Below are 17683 nucleotides of genomic sequence, written 5' to 3'. Positions count from 1 at the left end.
GGGCCGCGCCTCGCGCGGACCGGTTGGCGCCTCGCAACGACGGGCTTGGGTCCGGTCGACCACCAGCAAAAGGTCAGCAAAAGGGAGGAAAACGATGAGCACCTGGCTGAGTGAACGAGAACAGCGCCTCGTCGCGGGGGCCGAGACGGCATCGGCGGCAACGCCGATTCCGACCCAGATCGTCTCCAATGGAGAGTACCTGCCGCCGCCGCAGAGCGCCACGCAGAAGAAGGTCGAGGCGCGGATCAACGAACTCGCCGACGTGAACGGCAGGCGGCTTGGCTTGAGCCGTCGGCAGTTCCTGCACACGAGCTGCGGCATGGCGGCGGCGTTCCTCGCCATGAACGACATCTACGGCAATGTCTTCCAGGTCGCGCCCGCCGAGGCGCACGAGCCCGAACTGATGCAGGCCCGGGCGCAAAGCCTCGCGGGCCAGTTCATCTTCGACGTGCAGACCCATTTCGTGCGCGACGAATTCGATCATAAGGAGCTGCTCGGACTGGCCAAGTTCGCGAGCGAGCACTGGAACCCGGTCATGCAGCAGGAGGGCGTCTCCTCCCTCGCCCGCTACAAGTTCCAGAACTACGTGAAAGAGATCTATTACGACAGTGATACCAACATGGCGCTCCTTAGCGGCGCGCCGTTCGACGACCCGAGCTGGTGGCTCCTGTCAAACGAGCAGATCGTCAGGGCGCGCGAACTGATCAACGGCTTCGCCGGCTCACGGCGCCTCCTGGCGCACACCGTCATTACGCCAAAGCAGCCCGGCTGGATGGAGGAGGTCGACAAGGCGATCGAGGTGTACAAGCCGGATTCCTGGAAGTCCTACACGATCGGCGATCCGCTGGCGCCTTCGAAATTTCCGTGGCGGCTCGATGACGAGCAGGTGATGTATCCGTTCTACGAGAAAGCGGTGAAGGCCGGCATCAACACGCTGTGCATCCACAAGGGACTGCTGCCGCCCGATTACGAGAAGTCGTTCGCCGGGGTATGGGAATATGCAACCGCGTGGGACATCGGCAAGGCCGCCAAGGATTGGCCGCAGATGAACTTCGTGATCTATCACTCGGCGCTGCGACCGTTCCTGGAGCTGCCAGACCAGGCATGGGCGGAATTCGAGCAGACCGGCCGCATCCAGTGGGCCACGGATCTTGCGGAGATCCCGCAAAAGTTCGGCGTCACCAACGTCTATGCCGAGCTCGGCACGTCGTTTGCCAACTCGGCGGTGGCGCATCCGAAGTTCTGCGCCGCGCTCGTCGGCACGCTGATCAAGGGCATGGGCGTCGATCACGTCATGTGGGGCACCGACTCCGTTTGGTACGGCTCGCCGCAGTGGCAGATCGAGGCGCTGCGCCGGCTCGAAATCCCTGATGATATGCAGAAGAAGTACGGTTTTGCGCCGCTCGGCGATGCCAACAGCGCCACCAAGCAACTGATCTTCGCCGGCAACGCGACCAGGTTCTACAACATCAAACTGAGGGCGGCCGACAACACCAGGATGCCGGCCTTCTCCGAGGACCGCCTCGCCACACTCAAGAACGAGTACGCGCGCGCGGCCAACGAACCCTCGAACCTGCGCTACGGCTACGTCCGCGCGGCTTAGGGCAGTCGCCGATGAAGTTGTAGAACCCGACGAGCGCCTTCAACGTCCGTCGTCATTGCGAGCGAAGCGAAGCAATCCAGACTTTCTCCGCAGGTGCAGTCTGGATTGCTTCGTCGCGTTGCTCCTCGCAATGACGGGCTTGGTTGAAGGCGCCGGCCGAGCGCGCAGGCTTCGCAAGGCGCAGCCGACGCGCGCTCACCGATCCCACGTCACCGGCAAATTAAACAGGCCGCGGAAAGCCCAGCCGCCGATCCTGATCGGCTCACCATCGACGATGCGCAGATTTTTCAGGCGGGAGAAGATTGTGGGCAGCGCCACGTCGGCGATCATTGCGCGCGAGGCCCAGGCGCCGGCGCAGAAATGCGGGCCTGCGCCGAATGCGACGCTCTTGCCGGCATCGCGGCGCAGGTCGAACCGGTCGGCGTGTTCAAAGTGCTTCTCGTCGCGGTTGGCCGAGCCGAACATCAGAAAGACACGTTCCTCCGGCTCGAAGGCGACCTCGCGAATGGTCCATGGTTTGGCGATGCGGCGCGGCGACATGCCGATCGGCGAGATCCAGCGCGCATACTCCTCGAATGCCTGCAGCCACGACGCGCGGCCGTCGCGGATCAGCGCGAGCTGATCCGGATGGGTCAGCAGCGCCCACACCGTGCCGGCGATGGCATCGCGCGGTTCGTTCTGGCCGCCGCTGATGGCAAGCTTGATGTTGGCGCGCACGCTCCCCATCGGCATGCCCGCGGCAACCATCACCGAGAGCAGGCTGTGGTCGGGCTCTTTGCGCAACACGGGCAGCATGTCGTCGATCGCGGCATCGATGCCCGATGTCGCCGCATGGCAGCGCGCCTCCACCGCGGGATCGCCGATGTAGTTGGCGATGCCGTCGATCATGCCTTGCGACCATGCATTCATGTCCTGAAAGCGCATGTTGGTGAGGCCCGTGATCGACTTCAGGCACTCGGCGGAGAAGGGGAGCGCGAAATCACGAACGAGGTCGATCGGGCCTGCCGGATCGAGCGCGTCGACAATGCGATCGGCATGGGCCTGAAACTGCGCCATCCAATTTGTCCTGACCGCCCTCGGCGAAACCGCGGGGAAGAAGATGTTTCGCTCAGCCATGTGCGCGTTCCCGTCCTTGCGCATCATGTTCTGGCCCATCAGGCGGTTCATCAACCCGCCCGGCTGGTCCGAGCTGAACACGTCGATTTTCTTCTCGGACACGAAGATGTCGTCGCGGCTGCACAGAAGCGTGCTGCCAAGCTGCGGCACGAAGGCGATCGGCGCCTCCTTGCGCATCTGCGCCAGTGCCGGATAGGGATCATTCCAGAATGCGGCAGCATCAATGTCGAAGCGGGGAGCGGTGCTCACGGTCGGCCCTCATGAATGGCGCCGCTCACCTTAGGTCTTCGTGAGCTGCGCGTCTGTCCCCAGCGATTGGGACAAGGCGCCGGTCATGGTTAGCCCCGGGCCCAGCCCTGCTCAGTTCAGCTTCGGCGTCGCGGTGAGCAGGCGCAGCATCATACCGAACAACTCGTTCTGGCAGGAGATGCCGAGTTTTTCATAGGCGCGCTTGCGATAGGTCAGCGTCGAGTGCAGGCTGATGCCGAGCTCGGCGGAGATCGCCTCGGAGCTCAAGCCCGACAGGATATGCCGACATACCTGCTTTTCGCGGCCGGTCAGCGCGGCGAACGGTTCACCCGTCGCGATCATCGCCTCGATCCTGTCGCCTGGATCGGGATTCGAGACGCCGTCCTCCTGAAAATGGCGCGCCACCGCGGCGCTCACAGTCGGCGCGATCTGCTTCAGGCAGCGCAGCTCCCCGCTCCCGAAGCGGCCCTGCGACCGGGTGCGGTAGAAATTCACGTAGAAGCAGGCACGGTCCACCCAGATTGCGGCGGCGAACTTATCGACGATGCCGGAATCGTCGAAGAAGATCTTGCGATAGGCGTCGCTGTACATGCGCGGCGCAAAGGTCGGCAGCACGATCGGCGCTACGGCGTCCTCTCCAGCGAGGATGGCGTCCCGGTTGGGATCGGCCGCGTGAAAATGCTCGGAATAGGCAACGCCGAGATAACCGCCGACCGGTATGTTGCCGATGTCGAGCAGGCAACGCGCGGAACCCTGTGGCGTAAACGAAAACACCATGCAATGACCGACATCGGCGAGCCGCCGCAAGGTTGCGATCAGGGCCTGCGAGAAATGCGGCCGCCCGATCGCGAGCACGGCAGGTGTAATGTCGGCGGCTGTCGCCTCCGGCAAAGCCCCGTGAGGCCTCATGGCGCTCTCCCAAGCTATTCTTCTCGTCTTAAAGAGCATAGCAGCCTTGCGGCGGCCGAGGGAAGCCACGCGCGGACCACGATCCGGCGAATATGCCGCCGGCCAAATCACGAATAGCTTGGCGCGTCGGGATTCCGGAAAATGTGAATGGGATCGCCGGGCTCAAGCTGACGCCCGGTGAAGGCAGCATAGGCATAGAGCGCGAGATAAAGGATCGCGAGCGTGCCGACGACGTAAAATGCCCAAGTCGCAATGCGCTTCATCATCTCCACCGGGAGTTCATGAGGCGCTTTTAGAGGGCGGATTGACGAAAGGCCAGAGCCGGCTCACCTCGCCCTGCTACGGGAGAGGCCAGCCGAACGCATCCGCTAACTGTTGCCTGCCCGCGGCGCTGGGATGCTCACCTCGGCAAGCTTGGCGATGTCCTCGTCGCGATCGATCGCGACATAATCGCCGTGCCAATAAGCGAGCGCCGAGCCTTGCGGGGCGACCTGCAGGTCACGCACGCGGCCGATGACGATCCCGTGGGAATGCCGCTCAATGATGTCCTCAACCTCGCAATCGAGCGCCGCCAGCGCGCCAACCAGCAAGGGCGCGCCCGGTGCACGCGCCACCCATCGGCCGCCGGCGAAACGTTCCGCGCCCTTCAGGCCGCCCTTGCCGGAAAATCGCTCGGCAATGTCGGTCTGATCTGCCGCGAGGATATTGACGCCGAAGAAGCCGTAGCGCTTGAGCAGCGGCCATGAGGAAGCCGCGCGGTTGACGGCAACGATGAGCGAAGGCGGATCGACCGACAGCGAAGAGACCGAGGTCACGGTCATGCCGGTCACGTCGGCCCCCTGTCCCACCGTGATCACACTGACTCCTCCCACGAGATGGCGCATCGCGGTGCGGAAATCAGGCGCGGGGACATCGCGGTCGAGCTTGATGATTTGGGCAGAACTCATGGCATTCTCACAAGACAGATTGGTCCTCTGCGGACTGTTCATCGCCGGTTTTTAGCAGCTCGCGCAGAATCGAGCCCTCGAGCCGCGCCAGATCGGCGGAGCCGCGCTGCCGCGGCCGATGGATGTTCACGTCGATATCGTGCGCGATCCGCCCCTCTTCGATCACCAGCACGCGGTCGGCGAGCGCCACCGCTTCGGAGACGTCATGCGTCACCAGGATCGCGGTAAAGCCCTGGTCGCGCCAGACCCGCTCCAGCAGCCGCTGCATGGAGATGCGCGTCAGCGCATCCAAGGCGCCGAGCGGCTCGTCGAAGGCGAGCACGCGCGGATCACCGACCAGCGCGCGGGCCAGCGCGACACGCTGCTTCTGGCCGCCGGACAGCACCGCGGGCCACTGGCCGCCCTTCTCCGCGAGCCCCACCTCGGCGAGCGCCTGTTCCGCCCGCGCTTGCGCGGCGGCCGTTTTGCGTTCGCGCCCGAGGCCGACCTCGACATTGGCGAGCACCCGTGCCCAGGGCAACAGCCGCGGCTCCTGGAACATCACCCGAATCTCTTCGCGCCGCGCGGCCTCGCCGAAGCTGATGGTGCCGGCATCGATTTTTTCCAGCCCCGCGATCAGCCGCAACAGCGTGCTCTTGCCGCAGCCGCTGCGGCCGACAATGGCGACGAACTGCCCGGCGGGAATATGCACGTCGATGCCGCGCAGCACCTCATGATCGCCGAACGACTTTCGTAAGCCGCGGATCGTCAAGGGCAGACCGCGCTGCGAGCCATGCGTATGCCGCCGCACGACTCTCGCCTGCTCGACCAGATCGGTGCGATCCAGGGCTTCGGCGGGGGCGCGAAATTGTAGAGCTTCCTGCATGGGGACTTCCTCAATGTTTCTGGAAGGCCGGATGCCAGGACAACGTCAAGCGCTCGAGCAGGCGCGAGGCGCTGTCGGCGATCTTGCCGAGAGCCGCGTAGATCAGGATGCTGAGCACGACGACGTCGATCTGCATGAACTCGCGCGCCTGCATCGCCATGTAGCCGAGCCCTGAGGAAGCGGCGATGGTTTCCGCGACGATCAAGGTCAGCCACATGATGCCGAGTGCGAAGCGGATGCCGACGAAGATCGAGGGCAGTGCGCCCGGAAAGATCACGCGGGTGAACAATTCGCGATCCGACATGCCGTAGATGCGGCCCATTTCGATGAGCTGCGGGTCGACGGTGCGGATGCCGTGCAGCGTGTTGATGTAGATCGGGAAGAAGACGCCGAGCGCGACCAGGAAGATCTTCGCCGTCTCGTCGATGCCGAACCAGAGGATCACGAGCGGGATCAGCGCCAGATGCGGCACGTTGCGCACCATCTGCAAGGTGGTGTCGCTCAATTTGCTCGAAAGCTGCGACAGGCCGTTCGCCAGCCCAAAAGCAAAGCCGATGCCGCCGCCGATCACAAAGCCGATGGCTGCGCGCCAGAAGCTGACCCAGATGTTGGTCGCAAGCTCGCTGGAGCGCGCGAGCTTCCATCCCGCCAAGGCCACATCGCTCGGGGCCGGCAGCACGCGGCTCGGCACGAGCCCGGCGCTGCACGCCGCCTGCCAAATCACGAGGATCGCCAGCGGCACGATCCACTGAACAAAACCGTCAGCGCGCGGCAGCCTGACGGCGCGCACGCGCGGGAGACTGTCGATCAGACTCATGACTGCGATGCCCCTACAGCCGGCCGGTACTCGTTGCCGATGGTCTCGCCGAACGGACCGGTGTTGACGCGAAGCGGCGTGACATTGCCGCCCTCCTCGAGCGCGAGTCGCGGGAACACCAATTCCGCGAACCGATAGGCCTCCTCCAGATGCGGATAGCCGGACAGGATAAAAGTATCGATGCCGAGGTCTTGATACTCCTTGATCCGCGCCGCGACCGTCTCGGCATCGCCCACCAGCGCCGTGCCGGCTCCGCCGCGCACGAGCCCGACGCCAGCCCACAGGTTCGGGCTGATCTCGAGCTTGTCGCGCCGGCCGCCGTGCAACTGCGCCATGCGCTGCTGGCCGACCGAATCCATCCGCGAGAAGATCTTCTGCGCCGATGCGATCGTCTCGTCGGTGACGTATTTGATCAGATCGTCCGCGGCCGCCCAGGCTTCCGCATTGGTTTCGCGCACGATCACATGCAGGCGAATGCCGAAAGAGAGCTTGCGTCCGCGCTTTTCCGCCACCGTCTTGACCCGCGCGATCTTGTCCGCAACCTGCGCCGGCGGCTCGCCCCAGGTCAGATATTTGTCGACGGTGTCGACCGCGACATCGATGCCGGCGTCGGACGATCCGCCGAAATAAATCGGCGGGCGCGGCGATTGCAGCGGATGGAACAAGAGCCGCCCATCCTCGATGCGGATGTGCTTGCCTTCGAAATTGACGGTCTTGCCGGCGAGCAGATCATTATAAACGCTCAAGAACTCGCGGGTGACCGCGTAGCGCTCGTCATGCGCGAGATAGATGCCGTCGCCCCTGTTCTCGACGGGATCACCACCGGTGACGACGTTGATCAGAAGCCGCCCGTTGGAGACGCGGTCGAGCGTCGCGGTCATCCGCGCCGCAACGCTTGGCGATTGCAGCCCGGGCCGGACCGCCACGAGATAACGCAGGCGTTCGGTGAATGGCGCGACCGCGGAGGCGACGATCCAGGAATCCTCGCAGCTTCGCCCCGTCGGCAGCAGAACGCCGTAATAGCCGAGCTGATCCGCCGCCTGCGCGATCTGGCGCAGATAGTTGAAGTTGACCTCGCGGCCGCCGCTCGTGGTGCCGAGATAGCGACCATCGCCATGGGTCGGGAGAAACCAGAGGATGTTCGCCTTGGACGGCTTTTGGGCAGGCATAATCAGGAACCTTGCTTACGCTGAAGATCGGAAACGGTGATGGCCTTGGGCAGCAGGCCGAGCGCGACAAAAGTGTCGGCGATGCGCTGCTGGCTTGCGATCACCTCGTCATTGATCGGCCGGATGCCGTAGGATTCGCGCCGGAGCGACGTCGCGAGCACCGGTGCTGGCAAACCGACTGACGGGCTCAACTGCGCCGCGACCTCGTCGATATGGTCCTTGGTCCAGTCGTCGGCCTCGTTGAGCGCCTCGAGCACGACGTCGACGGCCTTGGCGTTCTCGGCGAGGAATTTCTTCGACGAGAAGTAAAACTGATGATTGGCGACGAGGCCTGTGCCATCGGTGAGGATGCGCGCACCGGTGGAGGCTTCGGCCGCGGCCTCATAGGGGTCCCAGATCACCCAGGCATCGACGGAGCCGCGCGTGAACGCGGCCAGCGCATCCGCCGGCGCCAGAAACACCGGCTGGATGTCGGTGTATTTCAGGCCAGCATGCTCCAGCGCCTTGACCAGGAGATAATGAACGTTCGAGCCCTTGTTCAGCGCGACCTTCTTGCCGCGAAGGTCCGCCACCGATTTCAGATTCGAGTCCTTCGGGACCAGGATCGCCTCGCCTCGCGGCGCCGGCGGATCATAAGCGAGGTAGACCAGCGGCGCGCCGGCGGCCTGGGCGAAGATCGGCGGCGTCTCGCCGGCGATCCCGAAGTCGATCGAGCCGACATTGAGCGCTTCAAGCAGCGGCGGGCCGGACGGAAACTCGGTCCACGACACCTGATAGCCGAGCGGCCTGAGCTTCTCTTCCAGAGAGCCGCGCCCCTTCAGAAGCACCAGCTTGCCATATTTCTGGTAGCCGATGCGGACGACTTTGTCCTCTCCGTAGGACGCGCTGACGGTTGCCGCGACAAGGCTCACCGAGAGCACGGCGCGCGTGATCCAACGTTTTACGAAGCGCTTCATGATGAGTCCCTTGATTGCTTTGGCGGCTGGAGATCACGTCGCGCGCGCCGGAAGCGCGGCTGCGGCCGCGGTTCCCAATTCGAACTGAAGAAAGTCCCGTCGCTTCATCATCATCTCCTGCGCGCATGCACGTGTTCCATGCGCGTCGGGAAATGATGGTGCGGGCGCGAAAAGCTGTCGAGCGGCGCGCAAAAATAACGATGCCCGCACTCTCGCGTGGGCGTCAGCACGGCATTTCTTTTCGTATTTGCATCGCGTGGAGCGAAATTTTTCCCCACGCGAATGTGAATTGAGGTCTGGAGAGAACTTTCTATCCGGTGGCGACGACTTTCGGCGGTTGCGGCGCGACGTTGAGCGCGAGTTTACCATAGCGGTCGGTGAACGCCTCGGTGTCGATCTCCTCGAGCTGAAGCTCGCCGCTCAGCACGGCTTGCTTCCAGGCGTCGTGCTCGGGGTCGCTCCTGAACTCCGGCATCACCTCCCTGGCGAACAGCTCCAGCGATTCGCAGATATGCTCATGGGTGTTCTTTCCGGCCTGGTTGAGCAGGATCACCTGGTCGATGTGCGAGGTGCGAAAGCGGCGCAGCTTCTTCGCAATCGTCTCGGGCGAGCCGATCAGACCGCCGCGCAACGCCTGCTCCTGCGCCTGCGGATTATCGCGCTTCCATTTGTTGTACTCGTCCCACATGTTCACCGTACCCGGCGCGGGACGCTGGCGGTTCTGCGCGGCGCCATAGTAACGCAGCGCGAACTGGAAGAAGGTCGCGCCATCGGCCCGCCGGCGCGCTTCCTCGTCGGTCTTCGCGCACATGAAGAACGACACCAGCGCCATGTTCGGATTGATCTCGTAATCCGCGAGCTTCGTCAGCCGCTTCGTGATTGCGTTGTAATAGGCATGGACCCAGGCGTGCGCCGCATCCGCGCTGACGAACTGGAAGCCGAGCGCGCCAAAGCCGCATCGCCCGGCGCGCTCGATCGTCGGCAGTTGCGAGCAGGCCATCCACAGCGGCGGGTGCGGCTTCTGCACCGGCTTCGGCACCACGTTGCGCAAGGGGATGTCGAAATACTTGCCGTGATGCTCGCTTCCGCCGTCCCTGAACATGGGAAAAATCGCGCTCACGGCTTCCTCGAACACCTCGCGCTTGATCTCCATGTCGCGACCGAACGGTTCGAGCTCGGTGATCGAGGCGCTTTCGCCCATGCCGAATTCGCATCGGCCGCGGCTTAACAGATCGAGCACGGCGACGCGCTCGGCAACGCGCGCCGGATGATTGGTGGTGAGCTGGAAGATGCCGTGGCCGAGCCGGATGTTTTGCGTGCGCTGGCTTGCGGCAGCGAGAAAGGATTCCGGCGATGGTGAGTGCGAGTATTCCTCCAGGAAATGATGCTCGACCACCCAGGCATAGTCATAGCCGAGCCGGTCGGCCGTCTCGAGCTGCGTCAGCGCGTCCTGGTAGAGCTTGAGCTCGTCGCCCGCAGCCCAGGGCCGCGGTAATTGCAGCTCATAGAAGATGCCGAACTTCATGACCGGTTTCTCCCGCACGTTTTATTGTTATGCGCAGAAGTGTAGCGGAGGGCGGTGACAAGTCCAGCCGACGCCACGTCCGGCCAATTCCGCATCGTGGAAGATGCTTGCGCCGGCAGCCGAAATCACTAGGTTGCGGCTCGCGATTGGATTACAGCTTCGCTCGCCCGCTCCCGTTCAAAAGATCCATGCCGACCTTCACCCCGCATCAGGATGCCGCGCTGAAAGCCGTCGCCGATTGGCTGAAGGCGAAACCCGGTCGGGCCGGCACGCCGCAGGTGTTTCGGCTGTTCGGCTATGCCGGAACCGGCAAGACCACGCTGGCCCGTCATATCGCGGAAGGCGTCGACGGCGAGGTCAAATTCGCGGCCTTTACCGGCAAGGCTGCGCTGGTGATGCGCAACAAGGGCTGCGAAGGCGCCTCCACCATTCACTCGCTGATTTATCGCGCGCGCGAAAGCGGCGAAGAGCAGCCGAGTTTCGAGCTCTGGGACGACGCGCCGGCCTCGAAAGCAAAGCTGATCGTGATTGACGAATGCTCCATGGTCGACGCCGATCTGGGCCGGGATCTGTTGTCGTTCGATTGTCCGCTGCTGGTGCTCGGAGACCCCGCGCAATTGCCGCCGATCCAGGGCGGCGGCTTCTTCACGGATGCCGAGCCCGACGCCATGTTGACCGAAGTACATCGCCAGGCACAGGACGATCCGATCGTGCGGATGTCGATGGATGTGCGCGAGGGCCGCTCGCTCGAATTCGGCAGCTTTGGCGACAGCGAGGTGGTGTCACGCAAGGAGCTCGATCCCGAGCGGGTGATGCAAGCCGACCAGGTGCTGGTCGGGCGCAACAACACCCGCCGCGCCTACAATATGCGGATGCGGCAGCGCCAGAACATCGAAGACAAGTTTCCCGTTGCCGGCGACAAGCTGGTCTGCCTGCGCAACAACCGCAAGAAGGGACTGTTCAATGGCGGGCTCTGGCGGGTGAAGTCGCGCACGACGCCGCGCGCGACCTCCAAGATCCTGACCATGCGGGTGATGCCGGACGAAGAGCTCGGCCACAAGGTGACGAAAGTCTCGGTGCGCCAGGATTGTTTCGAGGGCGGCATCGAGACAATCCCATGGGAGCAGCGCAAGCCCTATGACGAGTTCGATTACGGCTATGTGCTCACCGTGCACAAGTCACAGGGCTCGCAGTGGAACGACGTGGTGCTGTTCGACGAGAGTTTTGCCTTCCAGGACAGCCGCGCCCGCTGGCTCTATACGGGGATCACGCGCGCGGCCAAGCGGCTCTCCGTAGTGGTGTGACCCGAGGCCGGCATTCCGGGGCGCCTCGAAAAAGGCGAACCCGGAATCTCCAGATTTCGGGTTCGATGCTTACGCATCGCCCCGGAATGACGGTGGCTCATCATCCATGCGCGCCACAGCCACATCCCGGCGCGTGGTAGCGACCGTTGGACTCGACCATGCCGCCCTGACCATACGTGTTCCGAGGACGAGCCCAGTCGCCGAGCGAATGGTAAGGACCATTCTCGTTGCGACCCTTGGGCATGACATCGAAGTATCTGTAGATACCCAGAAACTGCTCGCCGCCCCGGCTGTAGACCGAATAGGTGTGGAAGATGCGGCCCTGTCCGTCTTTATAGAAGACGCTATCGCCGGAGAGGTCCTGAAGTCGAGCCGCCCACTCGCCTGCTGGCGCGAAATTGTAGATCGCCCGGCCACTCGCCACCGCCTCCGGTGCGAATGAGACGTTGAAGTCGTAGTTGAAATCGCTGTGATAGGAGGAGACGAAAGGAAAGCGCCAACCCATCCGCTTGCGGACGACTTCAATCTCCTCGATCGGCGCGCGAGCTACAGCCGCATAGGTGACATCGTGGTTGTTGAGATGCTCGAGCAGCCCCTCGACATGGTCGACCTCGAGCGAGCAGCCGACGCACTGGTGCTGCGCGCCCGGCCCCATCATGAAGTGCTTGATGAACAATTGACTGCGGCCGCCGAATAGATCCGACAGCGTGACCTGTCCGGCCGGGCCGTCGAACACATAGTCCTTCTCCACCCTGACCCAGGGCAAATTCCGCCGCTCGGCCGCGAGCGCATCTTGCAGGCGGGTCATCTCCTTTTCCTTCGCGAGCAGGGCCCGACGCGCCTGCAGCCATTGTTCGCGGCTCACCACCTCGTGCGCTTCCATCTAAAGAACTCCTCGGCTTGACGGTTTGCACTAGGGACGAACGAGCCGGGGCGCGGCCGACATCGGGGGGCGATTTTTCGGGGCTGGCCATCCCGGGAAGGTGCTCATTCACGCAGTCGTGTCCGCTCGCCGGTAACGAACCGCCGCCGGCCGCGTATTTTGGGCGATAGGGGAACCGCCAGCGGTTGTGAGGGCCGCGGGCTCGGCTAAACTGCCGACGGATCCTCAAACCTTGGCCCAACGAGGATACGCCATGCGGACAAGCTCATTCACCCGTCTTTCGCTTTGCGGCGCCATCGGCGCGCTGGCGATCGCCGCCTTTGTCCTCTCTCCTGCGCTTGCCGCTGAAGACGCGGTGGTCATTCCCGCGCCCGCGGCCGACCTGCCGGCCTCCGAGGGCGTTCAGACCGTCGTGCTGTCCGGCGGCTGCTTCTGGGGCGTGCAGGGCGTGTTTCAGCACACCAAGGGCGTGGTCAGCGCGGTCTCCGGCTATGCCGGCGGCAGCAAGGCGAATGCCCAGTATGAGCTGGTCTCGACCGGCACGACGGGGCATGCCGAATCGGTCCAGGTCAAATACGACCCGAGACAGATCTCGTATGGCAAGATCCTGCAGATATTTTTTTCGGTCGCGCACGATCCGACCCAGCTCAACCGCCAGGGCCCGGACACCGGCAGCCAATATCGCTCGGCGATCTTCGCCACCACGGATGCGCAGAAGAAGGTGGCCGAGGCCTATATCGCCCAGCTCGATGCCGCGAAGGTCTATACAAAGCCGATCGTGACCAAGATCGGAGCGCTGCAGGGTTTCTATCCGGCCGAGGCGTATCACCAGGACTACCTGACACTGCACCCGAACCAGCCCTATATCGCCTATAACGACCTGCCGAAGATCGAGAACCTGAAGAGGATCTTTGCCGAGAACTATCAGGAGAAGCCCACGCTGGTGCGCAGCGTTTCGAACTAGCTCCCGCGCAACGGCCTCCCAACCGTCGCCGTCACCCCCGCGCAAACGGCGTTGCCGTGTGTCGCCGGAGGTGCCGTCGCCTAGCGGCCTCGAAGGGCGACGGCCCGGGTCGTTGCAGCGGGGTGTTCATCCTTCGAGACGGCGCTCACGCGCCCCCTCGGGACGACGGCTTGGCGGATGGCGCTCGCTTCGACTTGTTTAGATCAGGAGATTCCATGTCCGACACCAAAACCTCAGAAAAGATCATCAAGAGCGAAGAGCAATGGCGGCGCGAGCTGACGCCGATGCAGTATGCGGTGCTGCGCGAGAAGGCGACCGAGCGGCCATTTTCCGGTGAATATGAGCATGAACATCGCCCGGGCACCTACATCTGCGCCGGCTGCGGCCAGACGCTGTTCGAATCCGACGCCAAGTTCGATTCTGGCTGCGGCTGGCCGAGCTTTACTCAGCCTGCGGTCGAGAGCCATGTCGACGAGGAAACCGATTACAGCCACGGCATGGTCCGCACCGAGGTGCTGTGCTCGAAATGCAGCGGGCATCTCGGCCATGTCTTCAATGACGGCCCGGGCCCGACCGGCCTGCGCTACTGCATCAATTCAGCCGCGCTGAAATTGAAGCCGCGCTAACCGCGCGGCCACGATCCTTACCTTCACTCTCCCCGCTCGGGAGCTGAAGTCGGATCGCGCGGCAAGACGAAATCTCAGACAGCCTTCCCGCCTGCGCGGGTTCCGCTTGGAACCGCGTGCGGGAATGTGCTTTGCTGCCACAATTCGCAAGGCGCGCGCGGCGGGCGAGCGGATTCGATCGCCGGACGGGAGGGCACGATGTCCCTTGGATTGATCCTGATCATCCTGGTCGTCATCTACCTGGTCGGCGGCATCAGCGGCCGGTTTGGCGGGTATGGCTATGGCATGGGTCATTCCGGAATCGGGCTCGGCACGGTTGTTTTGATCGTGCTCATCATCCTATTGTTGCTGGGCAAGCTATAATCCAAGCTAAGCTACTGATGTTTCATACACATTTCTGATCCAGGCCATCGGAGCCCGATTCATTTCTTGGGCTTTCTGGATTCGCAATTCTGTCAAGAAAGCCTATATTAGTGGGCGAAACGACACGCGCGGTGCGCCGCTGGTCGCGGCTTGACCGCCATTCATCCCCAACCGCTCCGAGCGCCAAAAAGATCAAGAGGTCCTCGACCATGCGTCCTATGCGTCCGTTCAACTTCAACACCGCCGCCGAACTTTTTCCCGCTGCGATCCGCAAGAAGAAACGGGCTGGCTTCACCTATCGCCGCTTCGGCACTGCGGCAGAAGCTGTTCGCTTTGCGATGGAGGAATTGCCGGCGGATTCGTTGAACGGTGCCTATCTGCAGGTCGAGGAAGCGCGCTTCGACCAGAGCGGCATCCGCTCGCTCTATGAGAGCGACGCATTCCCGCTGCCGCGCCGCAAGCGCGCTGCCGCCTCGGCCGACGGCGACAAGGACGCCGCGTAAGAGCAACCAGTTTGCACCACGCCCTCGGACCGATGTCCGGGGGCGTTTTCTTTTGGGGCCCTGTCATCCCTGCATCACCGCCACTCCCGCGCAAACCGCTTTGCGGTTTGTCGCTGGAGGTGCTCGCGAAAGCGAGGCTCGACGGGCAACGGGACAAAATCGGGCTAACGCCTCAATGAGGCTGCCGCTCGAGCCAGCGGCGCAGCAGCCGCGCATTGCGCATGTTGGCGCGAAACAGCACGTCGAAGGCATCGCCGGCCACCGGGACGGTACCGACCACGCCCTGGATGGCGACATTGCCCAGCATCCGCGCGGTGATGTGCCAGGGCGCGCCCAGCGCTCGCGCCTCGCGCACCAGCCACAGCGATAGCGCGGTCGCGATGATATCGCCGACCACCGGGATCAGGCCGATGATGCCGTCGATGCCGTAGCGGACCTTGGTGCCCGGCAGGATGAAGGCGACGTCGAGCAGCTTTGCGATCGCCTCCAGCCGCGCCAGGCGCTGCTCACGCGACAAATGGCCGAACGGATTGGCGGTCGAGAAATCGAACCGGAACTCGCGAAACCCGTCGCGCAGCGATTCCGGCGGAATCTCCTGTCCCTCCTGGTCGATGATGGGGCCGCGCGCCTCGGCTTCCGTGAAGGTTGCGCGCGAGGTCCGCTGCGACGTTCCATGGCGGGCATGAATGTCACGGTCGTGGATGGTCATGGAATTGTAACGCATTGCTGCTGCCGGGGTTGCCTGCCGGAAAGCGCGTAGGCGGCGGACACAACATCACGCGGAGGCGACCGCCTCTTGATCATCGGCAAATTTATGGGCCAGCGCGGACGAGATCGTGGCGGGAATGAACCCGACCAGGCCATACATGATGAACTGCAGCAGGCCGGAGTCGGGACCGCGCGAACCGTACATCAATTCCGCGGCCACAAAGCCGATCAAGCCCACCAGGAGCACGCGCAGCGCCGGTCTGATCCGCTTGACGTGCCAGAGAATGTCGTCGACCGCCCCCAGCATCAGCGACGGCAGGATGCCGAACAGATAGCTGAATTGCAGCGACTTGAAGAACACCGCGATGAGCTTGCTCACCTCGGCGTAACCTGCCTGATGCAGGTAGCCGGACATCAGCGTGGTGGTCAGCAAGAGCCAGAACCCGCCGAAGAACGGCCCGACCAACGCGAAGATCACATAGCGCTTCATGCTCGCCTCTGGCGCCTCTCATAGCCGGACGGCGCGAAGCGTCGACCTCGCGCTCACTCTCCCCATGCCGCAAAGGCATCATTGAAGGCGCGCTCGCCGGGCGGACCTTTTTCGATCGCGATGATGGCGCGGCGCTGGTTGCTGTAGACCAGCGGCACGTCGAACCAGGAGCGCTCCTTCAAGAGCTGGACATTGCGCGAGCGGTCGGCATCGACATTGGACAGGCCGACCAGGAAGAAGCCGTCGGTGACCTTCACCGCGAGGCCCGCGAGCGGCGTGCCGCGCGCCTGCTCATTGGATTTCATGAGAATGCCGGGCACGTTGGAAACGCCGCCGCCCGAAAAATCCGGCGGCAGGATGAAGGTGAGCTCGGCCGTGTGGCTCGCCGGCAGCGACGAATCGGTGTTGCGGCGGAACGACATCGTCATCTTGAACTTGCGGTCGGGCACTTCGATGTCCGCGCGCACGGCGAGGTCGCCGGGCTGGCTCCCGGACGCCTTGATCGGCTCGGTGCGCCAGACCACCGTGCCGACATATTGCTTGCCCTTCGGATCGGACGGATCCTCGTCATAGAGCACGACGCGCTGCGCCACCGGCGCGACCGGCTGCTCTGTCGAAGGCTGACCGACGCGATCGGTGATCTTCGGCTTGACCGCCGGGGCGGAGGTGTCCTTCGCCGTTTCGGCGGTTTGCGTGGAGGAGGGCTTGAGCAGCCCGCTCACCATGGTCACCGCGGACTTGCCCCACAGGATTCCCGCACCGACCAGGATCAGCACGATGCCGATGGCGATCGCCGTCTTGAACGGGAACATGGAGCCGGTGCGGACGCGCTTCGGTTCTGCGTCGGCGCCGCCACGCGCGCGGGCGGACCCGTAGCGATCAGCGTCCTCCGCCGACTCGTCATAGGAATAGGGAGGCTCCTCTTCGCCACCGCGGTCGTCCATGCTGGGCTCGATGCGGTCGAACTCCGACGAGGGCGAGGGCACATTGGCGTAGGTCTTGCGCGCGGCGCGGCTGGCCTGCGCGGCGGCGCGGCCGAGATCATCGACGTCGGCGGTGATATCGCGGAAACCGCGCACGCCCGGCTGGTTGGCGCCGTTGTCGGCGCCACGGCGCGGTGCTGCGCCCGCCCGCTCTCGCAGCGGCTGCACTTGAGCATCCGGCGATGGCGGTTGCGACCGCCCGGGAATCGGCGGTGGCGGCGGCGCTTCGGGGCGTGCGCCGCGGGGCCGCGGCTGGTCTGGCGCCCCGGCGCGCTCGTCCAGCCCAAGCGGCGGCCGGTCGTTGCGCGGCGGCTGCGGCGCGGCCGGACGCGGCCGTGCTCCGTTTGTCGCACCTGGTGCGGGTGCGCCGGCTTGCGGCAGCTCCGCGGAGGGGCGCCCATTGTTACGGCGCGAGGAATCGGCGGGACGCGAGGTGACGCCGCGCGCCGCATCGCGGGCACGCTGGGCGGCCTCGGACTCCACCTTGCGCACCGCCTCTTCCAGCGACAGCCGCTCGCGGGTGATCTCGGATTCGCTGAGCGGCGGCTCCACGCTGCGTAGCTGCGCGATCAGCGCGGCGCGCGCCCGCTCGTATAGCGCGCGCCGGCTCTCGCCGGGGGCATTGGGGTCCAATCCGGCAACGGCACGGGCGATCAGCGGGTAATAGTCAGCCATTTTCGTTAACTATACGCACGTCCCGGTA

19 protein-coding genes are annotated in these 17683 nt (G+C 64.1%); 6 read left to right on the top strand and 13 right to left on the bottom strand.

Translation table 11 applies throughout. The features are described from left to right. Nucleotides 1-94: 94 nt before the first annotated feature. Entirely contained in the window at nt 95-1603 is a 1509-nt protein-coding gene (locus tag P6U23_RS05155; RefSeq protein ID WP_407178499.1) for an amidohydrolase family protein, read from the top strand. Between the two features lie 195 nt (nt 1604-1798). On the opposite strand, the gene P6U23_RS05150 is transcribed toward P6U23_RS05155, so the two are convergent. The 9 genes from P6U23_RS05150 to P6U23_RS05110 form a co-directional block, all read right to left on the bottom strand. Continuing rightward, on the bottom strand, nt 1799-2968 hold the full coding sequence (locus tag P6U23_RS05150; protein ID WP_407178498.1) for a cytochrome P450: 1170 nt from the start codon (nt 2966-2968) through the stop codon (nt 1799-1801). A 111-nt stretch (nt 2969-3079) separates the two neighbouring features. Further along, nucleotides 3080-3877: a helix-turn-helix transcriptional regulator gene (locus P6U23_RS05145; RefSeq protein ID WP_407178497.1), complete on the bottom strand. Its 798-nt coding sequence runs from the start codon at nt 3875-3877 to the stop codon at nt 3080-3082. A 107-nt stretch (nt 3878-3984) separates the two neighbouring features. Then, nucleotides 3985-4143 (bottom strand): hypothetical protein, encoded by a 159-nt coding sequence (locus P6U23_RS05140; protein ID WP_407181791.1) that lies wholly within the window; start codon nt 4141-4143, stop codon nt 3985-3987. Nucleotides 4144-4245: 102 nt separating this feature from the next. Then, on the bottom strand, nt 4246-4824 hold the full coding sequence (locus P6U23_RS05135) for a flavin reductase family protein (protein ID WP_407178496.1): 579 nt from the start codon (nt 4822-4824) through the stop codon (nt 4246-4248). Between the two features lie 7 nt (nt 4825-4831). Next, nucleotides 4832-5689, bottom strand: coding sequence for an ATP-binding cassette domain-containing protein (locus tag P6U23_RS05130; RefSeq protein ID WP_407178495.1), 858 nt, complete (start codon nt 5687-5689; stop codon nt 4832-4834). A 10-nt stretch (nt 5690-5699) separates the two neighbouring features. Further along, complete coding sequence (locus P6U23_RS05125; RefSeq protein ID WP_407178494.1) at nt 5700-6506, bottom strand: ABC transporter permease subunit; 807 nt, start codon at nt 6504-6506, stop codon at nt 5700-5702. Further along, nucleotides 6503-7675 (bottom strand): FMNH2-dependent alkanesulfonate monooxygenase, encoded by a 1173-nt coding sequence (gene ssuD, locus P6U23_RS05120; protein WP_407178493.1) that lies wholly within the window; start codon nt 7673-7675, stop codon nt 6503-6505. Before ssuD ends, P6U23_RS05125 begins: the two co-directional genes overlap by 4 nt. A 2-nt stretch (nt 7676-7677) precedes the next feature. Continuing rightward, nucleotides 7678-8631 carry a sulfonate ABC transporter substrate-binding protein gene (locus P6U23_RS05115; protein WP_407178492.1) on the bottom strand — a complete coding sequence of 318 codons (954 nt, stop codon included), beginning with the start codon at nt 8629-8631 and terminating at the stop codon, nt 7678-7680. A 310-nt stretch (nt 8632-8941) separates the two neighbouring features. Then, nucleotides 8942-10156: an LLM class flavin-dependent oxidoreductase gene (locus P6U23_RS05110; protein ID WP_407178491.1), complete on the bottom strand. Its 1215-nt coding sequence runs from the start codon at nt 10154-10156 to the stop codon at nt 8942-8944. 188 nt (nt 10157-10344) lie between these two features. Here P6U23_RS05110 and P6U23_RS05105 point away from each other — a divergent pair, with 188 nt between their 5' ends. After that, nucleotides 10345-11460, top strand: coding sequence for an ATP-dependent RecD-like DNA helicase (locus P6U23_RS05105; protein WP_407178490.1), 1116 nt, complete (start codon nt 10345-10347; stop codon nt 11458-11460). 100 nt (nt 11461-11560) lie between these two features. Here the strand turns inward: P6U23_RS05105 and P6U23_RS05100 are convergent, their stop codons facing one another. Further along, the gene (locus P6U23_RS05100; RefSeq protein WP_407178489.1) at nt 11561-12343 is read right to left on the bottom strand and encodes a DUF899 domain-containing protein; all 783 of its coding nucleotides are present in this window, start codon (nt 12341-12343) and stop codon (nt 11561-11563) included. Nucleotides 12344-12596: 253 nt separating this feature from the next. On the opposite strand from P6U23_RS05100, the gene msrA reads away from it, so the two are divergent. The 4 genes from msrA to P6U23_RS05080 all read left to right on the top strand — a co-directional run bounded on the left by msrA (nt 12597) and on the right by P6U23_RS05080 (nt 14799). Beyond that, on the top strand, nt 12597-13307 hold the full coding sequence (gene msrA, locus P6U23_RS05095; RefSeq protein ID WP_407178488.1) for a peptide-methionine (S)-S-oxide reductase MsrA: 711 nt from the start codon (nt 12597-12599) through the stop codon (nt 13305-13307). Nucleotides 13308-13522: 215 nt separating this feature from the next. Then, nucleotides 13523-13933 carry a peptide-methionine (R)-S-oxide reductase MsrB gene (gene msrB, locus P6U23_RS05090; RefSeq protein WP_407178487.1) on the top strand — a complete coding sequence of 137 codons (411 nt, stop codon included), beginning with the start codon at nt 13523-13525 and terminating at the stop codon, nt 13931-13933. Nucleotides 13934-14131: 198 nt separating this feature from the next. Continuing rightward, nucleotides 14132-14296: a DUF3309 family protein gene (locus tag P6U23_RS05085; protein ID WP_407178486.1), complete on the top strand. Its 165-nt coding sequence runs from the start codon at nt 14132-14134 to the stop codon at nt 14294-14296. 209 nt (nt 14297-14505) lie between these two features. Next, the gene (locus tag P6U23_RS05080; RefSeq protein WP_024506236.1) at nt 14506-14799 is read left to right on the top strand and encodes a hypothetical protein; all 294 of its coding nucleotides are present in this window, start codon (nt 14506-14508) and stop codon (nt 14797-14799) included. A gap of 172 nt (nt 14800-14971) precedes the next feature. Here the strand turns inward: P6U23_RS05080 and P6U23_RS05075 are convergent, their stop codons facing one another. The 3 genes from P6U23_RS05075 to P6U23_RS05065 form a co-directional block, all read right to left on the bottom strand. Next, nucleotides 14972-15508: a DUF4112 domain-containing protein gene (locus P6U23_RS05075; protein ID WP_407181335.1), complete on the bottom strand. Its 537-nt coding sequence runs from the start codon at nt 15506-15508 to the stop codon at nt 14972-14974. A gap of 66 nt (nt 15509-15574) precedes the next feature. After that, nucleotides 15575-15997, bottom strand: a complete 423-nt coding sequence (locus P6U23_RS05070) for a DUF5413 family protein (RefSeq protein ID WP_407178485.1) — start codon at nt 15995-15997, stop codon at nt 15575-15577. A 53-nt stretch (nt 15998-16050) separates the two neighbouring features. Further along, nucleotides 16051-17655 (bottom strand): hypothetical protein, encoded by a 1605-nt coding sequence (locus P6U23_RS05065; RefSeq protein ID WP_407178484.1) that lies wholly within the window; start codon nt 17653-17655, stop codon nt 16051-16053. Nucleotides 17656-17683 lie beyond the last annotated feature (28 nt).

Source organism: Bradyrhizobium sp. STM 3562 (genome assembly GCF_045571435.1).
Taxonomy (GTDB): domain Bacteria; phylum Pseudomonadota; class Alphaproteobacteria; order Rhizobiales; family Xanthobacteraceae; genus Bradyrhizobium.
The sequence above is the reverse complement of the archived record's forward strand: the minus strand, read 5'-3'. Positions and strand labels throughout refer to the sequence as shown.